Genomic DNA, 12,521 nt, shown 5'->3' with positions numbered 1-12,521 from the left:
CGCCGGTAAACGGCTGTATCGCGAGGGCGTGGCGGCAAGCGGTGAGCCGATCATGGCTCGGGTGGGCGCGGCGGGCATGTTGCTGCCCGCCACCAGCCTGCCCTGCGCCAATTGCCATGGCGCCGATGCCCAGGGGCGACCCGAAGGCGGGGTACGGCCGCCGGACATCAGCTGGTCGCGGCTCTCCAGCGGTTACGGGCAACAGCAGATCAACGGTCGCAATTACCCGGCCTACACCGAGGGCGCACTGGCCCGGGCGATCCAGGAAGGGCGCGATTCGGCGAATAATCGGCTCGACCCGGCGATGCCCCGGTTCGTGCTGTCGATGAATGATCAGCGCAACCTGACGGCCTACCTCAAGCGCGTGGCCGATGATCGCGACCCTGGGTTGACCGCCGACAGCCTGCACTTGGGCACCTTGTTGCCGAGGCAGGGGCCGCTGAGCACGGAGGGCGCCACGGTGGCGGCGGTGCTCAAGGGCAGCGTGGCGCGGATTAACGAGGCGGGCGGGATCCATGGCCGGCAATTGCGCCTGACCATCCTCGATCCGGGCCCGGACCGCGCCAGTGCCAAACAGGCGCTGGATCGCTTGATTGAGCAGGAACAGGTGTTCGCCCTGATCGCACCACTGGCACCTGCGCTCGACGCCGAACTGGTCACGCGGCTGGAACGCGCCGGCATTCCACTGATCGGGCCGCTCTCGTTGCAGGGCATGGCCCCGGCCAGTCGGCAGATTTTCGAACCGCTGTCAGGGCTGCGCGAGCAACTGATCGCCTTGGCCGACTACGGTGCCGCCAATTTGCGCTTGCTCCAGGGCCCGACGCTGATTGTCTACCCGGACGAGCCGAGCCAACAGGAGGCGGCGCAGCACCTCGGCCAGTACCTGCATGATCACGCCTGGCAGCAAGTGCGGCTGCAGGCCTACAACTCGGCGCAGGACGAGTTGCCGCTGGGCTCGCGATCGGTGTTTTACCTGGGCAGCGGCGTCGGTTTCAGTCGCTTCGCCGAGCGCCTGCAAACGGCGGGGCAGGTGCCTTACCTGTTCGCCGCGTCGAATCAGGTGGCAGGTGACCTGTTTCAATTGCCCAGCGGGTTTTCCCGGCGAGTGTTTCTGGCCTATCCGTTTGTGCCCAGTGACTGGACGCTGGCCGGGCGCCTGGCCTTGACGCAACTGCGCAAGCACCAGGGGCTCGGCGGTGAGCACGCGGTGCTGCAAGTCGGCGCCTACAGTTCGATGCTGCTGCTCAGCGAAGGCATGAAACAGGCCGGGCGCGACGCCAGCCGCGAAAAACTCATCAGTGCCCTGGAAGGGTTGCACGATTTCGACACCGGGCTGACCCCGCTGCTCAGCTTCGGTCCGGGTCGCCGACTGGGCTTGAGCGGTGCCCACATCGTCACCGTAGATTTGCCCGACCAGCGCTTCTTTCTGGTCGCACCGTACAAACCGATTGCCGTGACACCCTGAAAAGAGGGCTGATGATGAAACTCAAGACGCTGCTGATTCTGCTGACGATGTGGGTCCCCGTGGCCTTCTGCAGCAACGGCCCGGCTGCCGCACGGGTCAATGGCGAGGAAATTTCCGAGTTCCGTCTCGAGCGCTATTTTGCCGAATACCTGGAGGACCAGGGCCGCGCAGTGGGCAGCATTCGCAATCCCAAGGCGTACAAGCAATTGCGCCAGAAAGCACTGGATGCGCTGATCGACAAGGAGTTGCTGTGGCAGGAAGCGCGCAAACGCGGGGTGAAGATCAGCGATGAGGTCGTACAAAGCCAGGTTGAGCAGACACGGCAAGCGATGGGGGGGGCCGAGGTGTTCGCCCGCCGGCTGGAAGACGCCGGTTTCAACGAAGCCACCTTTATCGAGTACACGCGCCGTGAGCTCGCGGCGCAAAAGGTGTTCGCCGACCTGCTCCAGGTGGCTGAGCCGGACGAAAAACAGGTCCGCGCGTTCTACGAGGAACACCGCGCCGAAATGAGCACTCCCGAGCAAATCCAGGCGCGGCACATCCTGGTCAAAGTGCCTCAGGGCGCCGATGCCGCCACCGTTGAAGCCGCCCGGCTACGCTTAGAGGAGATGCGGGTGAAAATCAGCCAGGGCGAGGACTTTGCCAGCATTGCCCGGGCCGGCTCCGAAGATGCTTCCGCCACCGAAGGCGGGGATCTGGGCTATTTTCCCCGTGGGCGCATGATGCCGGAATTCGAAGCCGCGGCATTTGCGCTGGCGCCGGGATCCGTCAGCGCGCCAGTGCGCACACCGTTGGGCTGGCATTTGATCTACCTACAGAACCACCAGGAGGCGGCCGATGTCTCAGAAGCTCAGGGACTTGAAATGGTTCGGGCTTACCTTGCCCGACAGCAAAAGTCCCAGGCTCGTCTACAAGTTCTGGGGCAGTTGCGATCAAGCAATCGAATCGAGCGGATTGACGACGATTGAAGGTTCCCCCCCAAATGTGGGGAAAGCTTCAGGGGCAATTCCGAGCGCTTCCCCGCCTTTGGGGGACGGGGTTCCTGAAGGAAAAGATTTTTTCATGAAAATCATAGAGATGAAGCGGTCGAAAACCGGCGCTCAGTCTGGCATGAAGTGTGCGTTAGCCTAATTAAGGCGCGTACTCCCAGGCACGAATATCGGACCTGCGGTTTCAAGGAGTCCACCTTGTTAAACAAAGTACTGGTTGTTGAAGACGAACAGCTGCTGGCGGAAAACCTCCAGGGTTACCTGCAGGCGCAAGCGCTGGAAGTCCGGATAGCTCACAACGGTGAAACAGCTATCGGCGAAGCCAAAAGTTTTTCACCCGATGTGATGGTGTTCGATTACCGCTTGCCAGACATGGAAGGCTTTCAGGTGCTCGATGCCGTCCGCCAGAACAGGAACTGCCATTTTGTGCTGATTACCGGGCACCCAACCGCTGAAGTCTGTGAGCGGGCCCGGCAACTGGGAGTCAGCCATATCCTGTTCAAACCGTTTCCATTGGCGGAATTGGCCCGTGCAGTCTGTGACCTTTTGGGGATGGAGCGCGAACCCAAAGCAGGCATGAGCAAGTCCGAAGGATTCGTCGAACGACGCCAGAGCAGGACCGAAAGCTTCCCGCTGCAGTTGTACGACGGCAGTTGGGTGCTGGCAGATCGTCGACGAACTCCATCGACCTCCAAGGCACCAGACGACCAACAATTGCTCACCGGGGAGTAGTGGCGCGACAAGACGTTCCGGCATACGCCGCAATGGCCTGCCGCGTCGACAGGGCTCAAAGCCCCCGGCGTTGGAGAGCATGCCATGGACCGTCTATCCCTTGCCGTAGAACCGGCGCAGTTGGAATGTGTACCGTCTCGCTTTTCCAGTGAACAACTGGCCCAGGCCCGGGCCCTGGCAACCGGTTCCGGCGAGCGGGTTCTGGAGGCCCTCGGGGGGTTGTGCGAACTGGCCCCCATGCCCTTCATCCAGTGCCTCGGCGCTACCCTGCATTATCCGGTGCTCGACACCGACACCCTGTTTCAAGCCACCCCGGTGTTCGACCGGGTCACCCTGGCCCAATGCCTCAAGCGCGAATTCATCCTGCTGCGTCATGACGATGCGGTCATTGGCGTGTTTGCCGACCCGTTCGACACAACCCGTCTGGCGTGGATCGACGACTGCCTGCACGGCGCGCCGCTGTACCTGGTGCATGCCGACGACCTGAAAGCCTACCTGGCGCGTCACGAAGAGAGTTTCCACGCGGTGGAATCGCTCAACGCCCAGGCCGACGCCAATGTCGAAATCGACACCCTGCAAAGCCTGTCCCTGACCAGCATCAGTGAAGACGCCAGCGTGGTGGTCAAACTGGTCAACTCGACCCTCTACGACGCGCTGAAAATGCACGCCAGCGACATCCACCTGGGCACCACCGGCAGCGGTCTGGTGATCAAGTACCGGATCGACGGCGTACTGAACAACATCAGCAAAATCCAGGGCAGCGAGTTCGCCGAGCAGGTGATCTCCCGGGTCAAAGTCATGGCCGAACTGGACATCGGCGAAAAACGCGTGCCCCAGGACGGTCGCTTCAAGATCGGCATCAGCGGCCGGCAGATCGACTTCCGGGTCTCGATCATGCCGAGCATTTTTGGCGAAGACGCGGTGCTGCGGGTGCTCGACAAACAGGACCTGGCGGACAAGGTCAGCGGCGTGCAATTGCAAGCCTTGGGCTTTGAAGAAAACACCCTGCGCCAGCTGCGCCGGTTGGCCGCCGAACCCTACGGCATGGTGCTGGTGACCGGCCCGACCGGCAGCGGCAAGACCACCACGCTCTACGCCATGATTACCGAGATCAACCACGGCGTGGACAAGATCATCACCATTGAAGACCCGGTGGAGTACCAACTGCCGGGCGTGCTGCAAATCCCGGTCAATGAAAAGAAAGGCCTGACCTTTGCCCGTGGCCTGCGCTCGATCCTGCGCCATGACCCGGACAAGATCATGGTCGGTGAGATCCGCGACCCCGACACTGCACAGATCGCCGTGCAATCGGCCCTGACCGGGCACCTGGTGTTCACCACCATTCACGCCAACAACGTGTTCGACGTGATTGGCCGGTTCACCCAGATGGAAATCGACCCTTACAGCCTCGTCTCGGCCCTCAACGCCGTGCTCGCCCAGCGGCTGATCCGCCTGGTGTGCGCCAGTTGCAGCGCGCCGAGCACCCCGACCGATGAAGAACTACGCCTCTCAGGGCTCGATCCGCAAAAGGTCGATCACTACCGCTTCGTCCATGGCAAAGGCTGCGGCCATTGCCGCGGCACCGGATATCGCGGGCGGACCGCGATTGCCGAGCTGCTGCACCTGGACGACGAACTGCGGCAGATGATCGTCGAGCGCCAACCCGTTTCGAAAATCAAGGCACACGCTTGCAATCGTGGCTTGCGCTTGTTGCGCGAGTCCGCTCTGGAACTGGTAGCTGAGGGGCGGACCACGCTCGAGGAGATCAATCGTGTCACTTTTGTCTCGTGATCGTTATGTCGCCGTACTCGGCGCCAGTGGTGTCGGCCTGGGTCAGCGCAAGGGTGGCGACACCTTGTGGCTGGGCAGCGTCGGCTTTATCGACGAAGGCTTCCATGCCTGGGCCGTCGCCCTCGAAACCCTCGACCGTTTGCTGGGCGAACACGCCCCGGCCGGTGCGGAACTGAGCGTGGTGGTCTCCGGTCACTTCAGCCGCTTCTGCCTGGTGCCCTGGAGCGAACAGATCAGCAGCCCCGACGAATTGCTCGGGTTTGCCCAACTGTGTTTCGAAGACCTCTACGGTGTACCGGCCCAACCCTGGAGCATGGTGCTGTCGGCTGAACCTGCGGGTTACGACCGGATCGCCACCGCGCTGCCGCAAGACTTGCTGACGCGTTTGCGCAATCTGGTCAGCGGTCGCGGCCTGCGCCTGCGGTCGGTGCAGCCGTACCTGATGGCGGCGTTCAATCACTTCGATAAAAGCCTCGACGCCGGTGACTTCCTGTTCGTGGTCGCCGAGCCGGTACGCAGTGTCTTGCTGCTGGCCAGGGAAGGGCGCTGGACCTCGGTGCGTTCGGTGGGCAGCAGCGACAGCGATGCCGCACTGACCGCGCTGATCGGCCGGGAAAGCCAGTTGCAAGCCTCCATCAGCGAACGGCCGCTGAACGTTTACCTGCACGCGCCAGCGCGGATCGAGGTACAGCCCGACGTACCCGGTGTGCATTTGCGCAGCCTCGAAGAAGACCGGACAGCCGTACACGATTGTTTGTACGTGATGTCCCGGGCGGTGGCCTGATATGCGCGCCCTGACGCTCGACTTCCAGCCGCGCCGCCGCTCGGGCCCATTGGGCTGGAGCCTGCTGGCGGGCGGCGTGGTGCTGGTGGTGACCTGTTTTGTCGCCCAGCAGCACGTCGCCGAACAGACCTCGCAACAGCAAGGCCATCTGCAAAGTGCCCAGCGCGAACTCACCGGCGACACCGGCAGCAAAGTCACTTTGAGCCCGGCCGAAACCCGCGAGCAAGCACAGAACCTGGCAGAAATGCGCAAGGTCTCGCAGCAACTGCGCCGGCCCTGGGAACGTCTGTTCGCCATGCTCGAAGCGATGCCGCGCGACAACATCGCTTTGCTGACCCTGACCCCGGATGCCCGCAAGGGTCAGGTGCGCATCAGCGCCGAAGCACGGGACCTGGAAGCGATGCTCGACTTCCACCGCCGTCTCGAAGCCAGCGACGAGCTCTCCGATGTGTCGCTGCTCAGCCACGAAATTGTCGTGAAATCGCCGGAACAACCGGTGCAATTCAACCTGTCGGCTAGCTGGGAGATCGGCGATGCGAATCCCTAGATTGATCGTCCACGAATACCTGCAAGGCCTGGGTATGCCCGGCCTGGCAGGCTTGGCGATGTTGCTGCTGGCGCTGGCCTGGGCCCTGGGTGGCCTGATGCCGGACTGGAATTCGTTGCAAACCCTCAGCCAGCAGACCCGCGAAGCCGGCGAGTACCTGGCCAAGGTTGAAGACGGCAGTGTCGCCGCCCCGGTGGTGCCGCAACGTCAGCTCGACGACTTCCGCAGCAAACTGCCGTCGCAGCCCCAGGCCACGGTGGCCATCGACAAGATCTACGCGCTGGCGACCCAGGAACACATCACCCTGGCGCGCGGTGAATACTCATTGGGAATCGACCCCAAGACCCACTTGGCCCGTTATCAGATTCTGCTGCCGGTGCGGGGCAGCTACCCGCAACTGCGGCGCTTCCTGCACGCGTTGCTCGGCCAGTTGCCGGCCGTGGTGGTGGAGGACGTGGAGTTTCAGCGTAAAAAAATCGCCGACACCGACCTGACCGGGCGGATCCGCATGACCCTTTACCTGTCGAGGTCATGATGAATACCAAACGCGTAGTGGGCTGGGTGGCGTTCTTCGGCGTAGCCGCCGCGCTGACCTGGGGGCCTGATTACTTCATGCCTTCGGACGAAGGCGAGGCGTCGGTTGCGACCGCTGCCACGCCCGCCAAAAGCAAAATTCGCGGCACGCTGCCGGCCGCTTCAGCCAGTGGCAAACCCGCGGTGATCAAGGACCTGAGCCCGTCCGGCGATCTGTTCGCCGCCCGCAGCTGGAAGGCTGCACCGATGCTGGCCAGCGTCACCGAACAACCCGTCAACCAGACCCCGGTGGTGCCAGTCCCCAGCGTACCGCCGATGCCTTTCCAGTTCGTCGGCAAGCTCAATGACCGTTCCGACCTGCAAGTGTTTTTGCAGAACGGCGAGAAAATATACGTCGTGCGCAAAGGGGATGTGATCGACGACACCTGGCGGATCGAGGGGATTTCCGATGTGGAACTCAGCTTTGTCTACCTGCCTCTGCATTTGTCCCAGACCTTGTCTGTGGGGAGCGCGCAATGAACAGTTCCCGTTTGTTGATGAACCTTTGTATATGCGCAGGGCTGGCGGCGTGCAGTTCGGCGCAGGTGGCCAAGCAGGAAGCAACCGACCTGATGGAGTCGGGGCAGTACGAAGCCGGCCTGGCGCGTATTGAGGAAGGGCTGAAGGAAAACCCTCGGGATACCGAGCTGCACCTGGCCCTGACCAGCGGCCGTGCCCGTGCCGTGACGGCATTGTTGACCCAGGCCGACATGGATCGCGCCCAGCGTGATTTCGCTTCGGCCCGTCTGGAGTATGGCCGGGTGTTGACCATTGAACCCAACAACCGCCGCGCCCAGGATTCAATGCGCCAGCTAGAGCACATGCGCAGTCTTGATGACAAACTCGAACTGGCCCGGGGTGACCTGCGTCGCGGCGACATCTACGGCGCCGACCGTCAGGTGAAACAGATCCTCGAACTGGACCCCAAGAATGGCGGTGCCCTGGAGTTGCAAGACAATATTCGTCTGGTGCAAAGCCGCAACGTCATTCCTTATCCGCAACTGCGCACCCGTCTCGACCGGCCGGTGACCCTGGAATTTCGCGACGCCAACCTGAAAACCATCTTCGAAGTGCTGTCCCAGGTCGCCGGTTTGAACTTCATCTTCGACAAGGATCTGCGCCCCGACATGAAAGCCACCATCTTCGTGCGTGACGTGCGCATCGAAGACGCCGTGGAACTGCTGCTGCAACAGAACCAGCTGCATCAGAAAGTGGTGAATGAAAACACCTTGCTGATCTACCCGGACTCGCCGCAGAAGCTCAAGGATTATCAAGAGCTGGTGATGCGCACGTTCTACCTGACCAGCATCGATGCCAACACCGCGCTGAACATGATCAAGACCATGCTCAAGACCCGTGACGTGTTCGTCGATGAACGCCTGAACACCCTGACCATGCGCGACACCGAAGACGCCATACGCATGGCCGAAAAACTCTTGCAGTCGCAGGACCAGTCCAACCCTGAAGTGGTGCTGGAAGTGGAGGTGATGGAAGTCGCGACTCAGCGGATTCTCGACCTGGGATTGCAATGGCCGAACACCTTCGGCGTGGTCAACAGCGACGGCTCGGCCGTGACCCTGCTCGATCAACTCAAAGGCATCAACTCCAGCCGGATCACCATCTCGCCATCGCCTCAGGCCAAGATCAACGCCCAGGACAATGACATCAACACCCTGGCCAGCCCGGTGATTCGCGTCAGCAACCGTGAACAGGCGCGCATCCACATCGGTCAGCGTGTGCCCATCATCAGCGCCACCTCCGTGCCGTCGACCCAAGGTCCGGTGATCACTGAAAGCGTCACCTACCTGGACGTCGGTCTGAAGCTCGAAGTGCAGCCGACCATCCATCTGAACAATGAAGTGGCGATCAAGATCGCACTCGAAGTCAGTAACGCCACGCCACTGGAACCGACCCGCCAAGGCACGATTCCGGTTCAGGTCGACACCCGCAATGCCCAGACCACGCTGCGCTTGCATGACGGCGAAACCCAGATCCTTGCTGGCCTGGTGCGTAACGACCATGGCGCCACCGGCAACAAGATTCCGGGCCTGGGCGACATTCCCGGTCTTGGCCGGTTGTTCGGCAGCAACAAGGACACCGTCGGCAAATCGGAACTGGTGCTCTCCATCACCCCGCGCATCGTGCGCAACCTGCCGTACCAGAGCCCGTCGGACATGGAATTCCCCACCGGCACCGAAACCAGCATGCACATCCAGGCGCCTGACCGGCGGATGCAGGCGCCGATTCAGAATGAACACATCGATCGGCCGGTTGCGGTCAATTCCACCACTGTTGTCGTCGAGAAGCCTTGATCATGAACGCCTCGCAACGTGGTTTTACCTTGATCGAAGTCGTGGTGACGCTGGCCCTGATCGGCCTGCTGGCCGGCATGGCCGCGCCGCTGACCGAGACCGTGGTGCGCCGGGGCAAAGAGCAGGAATTGCGTGCGGCGCTGTACCAGATCCGCGACGCCATCGACGCCTACAAACGCGCCTTCGACGCCGGTTACATCGAGAAGTCGCTGAACAGCAGCGGCTATCCACCGAACCTGCAAGTGTTGGTGGAAGGTGTGCGTGATGTGCGCAGCGCCAAGGGTGCCAAGTTCTACTTTTTACGGCGCGTGCCCCATGACCCGCTGACGCCGGTCAAGCGTGACGATGAAGGTGGTTGGGGCTTGCGCTCTTACGACAGTACGGCTCAGAACCCGCGGGAGGGCGAAGACGTCTTTGACGTTTACTCCCATGCCCGCGGCAAGGGTCTCAACGGCATCGCGTACAAGGAGTGGTGAATCATGCGTCGGGAAAAGGGTTTTACCCTGCTGGAGCTGATGGTGGTCATGGCAATCATCGCGACCCTGATGACCATCGCCTTGCCACGTTATTTCAACAGCCTCGAGGCCTCGAAAGAAACCACGCTGCGCCAGAGCCTGTCGGCCATGCGCGAAGCCCTGGATCACTACTACGGCGACACCGGGCGCTATCCCGATTCCCTGGAACAACTGGTGGAGCAGCGCTACTTGCGCAACCCGCCGATGGACCCGATTTCCGAACGCAAGGACCTCTGGGTGCTGGTCGCGCCGCCTGACGGCGTACCGGGCGGGGTCGCCGATATCAAAAGCGGAGCCACAGGGAGGGCGCGTGATGGCAGCCTTTATTCCGAGTGGTAAGCCCGCCGACGAGGCCGGGTTCACGTACCTGGGCGTGCTGTTTCTGATCATGTTGATGGGCATGGGGCTGGCCAGTGCCGGCGAGTTGTGGTCAACCGCCTCGCGCCGTGATCGCGAACGTCAGTTGCTGTGGGTCGGCACGCAATACGCCCAGGCGTTGCGCAGTTATTACCGCAGTTCTCCGGGGCTGGCGCAGTACCCGAAAGAACTTGAAGACCTGTTGCAGGACGAGCGTTTTCCAACGCCTAAACATCACATTCGCCAGCTCTATCCGGACCCGATCGGCGGCGGTGAATGGACGCTGATGCGTGGGTTCGACGGACGCATCACCGGCCTCAGCAGTCCTTCCACGGACCTGCCGCTGAAGCAGTCGGATTTTCCCAGCCAGTGGTCGGACTTCACCGGCATGGCGAGCTACAAGGACTGGCAGTTCGTGGCCGAGAAAGCCTTCCTCGATGGTGCTTCGGGGCCGGTGAAAAACCAGGCCGGATCGCCTCAGGCGGTGTCGCCATGAACCGCCACTGGCTGCCGGCCCTGATCCTCGCGTGCGTGGCGACGTTCGCCAGCGCCGGGGAGGAAGACGAGATGCTGGGCTTTATCGTCGATGACACGATCTCGCACATCGGCCACGACTTTTACTACTCGTTCAGTGAACGCCTGCGTGCCACCAGCCCGATGGATTTCAACCTGGTGGTACGCGAACGACCTTCGGCACGCTGGGGCAGCCTGGTGACCGTGGAATATCAGCAGCGACTGGTTTATCGGCGCTTCCTGCCGCCGAACACCGTGGAACTCAAGGACGAGGCCTATGACGCCGCCGACTGGGTTCGCGGACAGATTGTCCAGCGCAAGCTGGAAGCCTTGTTGCAGGACACTACGGACCTTGAGAGGGACGAATTATGAAAACGACAACGGTCTCACGGAACCTCGGGCTCTGGTTGATCGGGCTGGGCAGTTGCAGCCTGGTGCAGGCCACGGAGCTGGTTTACACGCCCATCAACCCTTCGTTCGGTGGCAACCCGTTGAACGGCACCTGGTTGCTGAACAACGCTCAGGCACAAAACGACTACGACGATCCTGACCTGAAAAACCGCACGTCTGTGGCCGGGACTTCGGCCCTCGAACGCTTCACCAGCCAGTTGCAGTCGCGGCTGCTGGGGCAGTTGCTGGACAACATCTCCACGGGCAACACCGGGAGCCTGTCCACCGACGCCTTTATCGTCAACGTCGTCGACGACTCCGGTGCACTGACCATTGAAGTGACCGACCGAGCGACCGGTGAAATTTCGGAAATCCAGGTGAATGGCCTCGCCCCTTGACGGGGATCAGGGTTGATGGGGAGAGACGGACATGAAAAAAATAATAGCGCTGGGGCTGATGTTGGCGGCATTGCAAGGGTGCAGTTTGCGCGAGAACGTGGGTGCCGAGCAGGACACCGAATCACCGACCCTGACACCCCGGGCGTCGACCTATTACGACTTGATCAACATGCCACGACCCAAGGGCCGGTTGATGGCGGTGGTGTACGGCTTCCGGGACCAGACCGGGCAGTACAAACCGACCCCGGCCAGTTCGTTTTCGACCAGCGTGACCCAGGGCGCGGCGAGCATGTTGATGGATGCGTTGCAGGCCAGCGGCTGGTTTGTGGTGCTGGAACGTGAAGGGCTGCAAAACCTGCTGACCGAGCGCAAGATCATCCGCGCCTCGCAGAAGAAGCCCAATACGCCGGTGAACATTCAGGGCGAGCTGCCTCCGCTGCAAGCGGCGAACATGATGCTCGAAGGCGGCATCATCGCCTACGACACCAATGTGCGCAGTGGCGGGGAAGGGGCGCGCTACCTGGGGATCGATATTTCCCGGGAGTATCGGATAGATCAGGTCACGGTCAACCTGCGGGCGGTGGATGTACGCAGTGGGCAGGTGCTGGCGAATGTGATGACCAGCAAGACGATTTATTCCGTGGGCCGCAGTGCCGGGGTGTTCAAGTTTATCGAGTTCAAGAAGTTGCTTGAGGCTGAGGTCGGGTACACCACGAACGAGCCGGCGCAGTTGTGTGTGTTGTCGGCGATCGAGGCGGCTGTCGGGCACCTGTTGGCCCAGGGGATCGAACGGCGTTTGTGGCAGGTGGCGGGGGATAATTCTTCACCTGACAACAATGCGACGCTGGATCGTTACCTGACCCAGAACAAGGTTGTGCCTGAGGGTGAGGAAGAGTGAACCTAGGCGGCCTTCGGGCCGACCTGGTTCTTGTTGACTGAGTACATATCCATTGCTGCGGTAGCGGCTGCTTATGGTTTCGCCCTTACGGCGACTCCCTTTGGCAAACGCCCCAAAGGAAGCAAAGGTCTTCGCCCCAACGTCCGGCCCCTCGCCTGGGCTCGGCGTACCCTCGCTCCGGCATTCATCTGGGGGCATCGCCTCCGGTCGGCTTCGCTTCGACCTCCTCTCGATGTGTGCGGCTTCGCCGCACGGCG

The 12,521-nt window shown here is 61.8% G+C and carries 15 protein-coding genes; all 15 read left to right on the top strand.

Features of this window, described 5'->3' with window-relative positions:
- Positions 1-1,465 (top strand): ABC transporter substrate-binding protein (locus QMX98_RS25935; protein WP_282411575.1); only part of this gene is annotated, 1,465 nt, incomplete at its 5' end.
- An 11-nt stretch (positions 1,466-1,476) separates the two neighbouring features.
- Positions 1,477-2,433 (top strand): peptidylprolyl isomerase, encoded by a 957-nt coding sequence (locus QMX98_RS25930; RefSeq protein ID WP_331716948.1) that lies wholly within the window; start codon positions 1,477-1,479, stop codon positions 2,431-2,433.
- 219 nt (positions 2,434-2,652) lie between these two features.
- Positions 2,653-3,186, top strand: a complete 534-nt coding sequence (locus QMX98_RS25925) for a response regulator (protein WP_077750405.1) — start codon at positions 2,653-2,655, stop codon at positions 3,184-3,186.
- A gap of 84 nt (positions 3,187-3,270) precedes the next feature.
- Positions 3,271-4,977, top strand: coding sequence for a GspE/PulE family protein (locus QMX98_RS25920; RefSeq protein WP_282411574.1), 1,707 nt, complete (start codon positions 3,271-3,273; stop codon positions 4,975-4,977).
- Positions 4,958-5,761 (top strand): hypothetical protein, encoded by an 804-nt coding sequence (locus QMX98_RS25915; RefSeq protein WP_282411573.1) that lies wholly within the window; start codon positions 4,958-4,960, stop codon positions 5,759-5,761. The genes QMX98_RS25920 and QMX98_RS25915 overlap by 20 nt, the downstream gene beginning before the upstream one ends.
- A 1-nt stretch (position 5,762) precedes the next feature.
- Positions 5,763-6,308, top strand: coding sequence for a PilN domain-containing protein (locus QMX98_RS25910; RefSeq protein ID WP_010455690.1), 546 nt, complete (start codon positions 5,763-5,765; stop codon positions 6,306-6,308).
- On the top strand, positions 6,295-6,843 hold the full coding sequence (locus tag QMX98_RS25905; protein WP_282411572.1) for a GspMb/PilO family protein: 549 nt from the start codon (positions 6,295-6,297) through the stop codon (positions 6,841-6,843). The genes QMX98_RS25910 and QMX98_RS25905 overlap by 14 nt, the downstream gene beginning before the upstream one ends.
- Entirely contained in the window at positions 6,843-7,361 is a 519-nt protein-coding gene (locus QMX98_RS25900; protein ID WP_145306338.1) for a hypothetical protein, read from the top strand. Before QMX98_RS25905 ends, QMX98_RS25900 begins: the two co-directional genes overlap by 1 nt.
- Positions 7,358-9,193 (top strand): secretin N-terminal domain-containing protein, encoded by a 1,836-nt coding sequence (locus QMX98_RS25895; protein WP_077750408.1) that lies wholly within the window; start codon positions 7,358-7,360, stop codon positions 9,191-9,193. Before QMX98_RS25900 ends, QMX98_RS25895 begins: the two co-directional genes overlap by 4 nt.
- Before the next feature lie 2 nt (positions 9,194-9,195).
- The gene (locus QMX98_RS25890; protein ID WP_042932743.1) at positions 9,196-9,669 is read left to right on the top strand and encodes a type II secretion system protein; all 474 of its coding nucleotides are present in this window, start codon (positions 9,196-9,198) and stop codon (positions 9,667-9,669) included.
- Between the two features lie 3 nt (positions 9,670-9,672).
- On the top strand, positions 9,673-10,047 hold the full coding sequence (locus tag QMX98_RS25885) for a type II secretion system protein (protein WP_042932745.1): 375 nt from the start codon (positions 9,673-9,675) through the stop codon (positions 10,045-10,047).
- Complete coding sequence (locus QMX98_RS25880) at positions 10,022-10,561, top strand: type II secretion system protein (RefSeq protein WP_077750409.1); 540 nt, start codon at positions 10,022-10,024, stop codon at positions 10,559-10,561. Before QMX98_RS25885 ends, QMX98_RS25880 begins: the two co-directional genes overlap by 26 nt.
- Complete coding sequence (gene csgE, locus QMX98_RS25875; protein WP_077750410.1) at positions 10,558-10,950, top strand: curli production assembly/transport protein CsgE; 393 nt, start codon at positions 10,558-10,560, stop codon at positions 10,948-10,950. Before QMX98_RS25880 ends, csgE begins: the two co-directional genes overlap by 4 nt.
- Positions 10,947-11,366, top strand: a complete 420-nt coding sequence (locus QMX98_RS25870; RefSeq protein ID WP_010455676.1) for a curli assembly protein CsgF — start codon at positions 10,947-10,949, stop codon at positions 11,364-11,366. Before csgE ends, QMX98_RS25870 begins: the two co-directional genes overlap by 4 nt.
- 31 nt (positions 11,367-11,397) lie before the next feature.
- A complete protein-coding gene (locus tag QMX98_RS25865) occupies positions 11,398-12,264 on the top strand; it encodes a CsgG/HfaB family protein (protein WP_010455674.1) in 867 nt (288 codons plus the stop codon).
- Positions 12,265-12,521: the final 257 nt, after the last annotated feature.

Source organism: Pseudomonas sp. PS02303, from assembly GCF_029959925.1.
Lineage (GTDB): Bacteria > Pseudomonadota > Gammaproteobacteria > Pseudomonadales > Pseudomonadaceae > Aquipseudomonas > Aquipseudomonas mandelii.
Note: the sequence above shows the minus strand (reverse complement) of the source record. Positions and strands in the feature narration are given on the sequence as shown.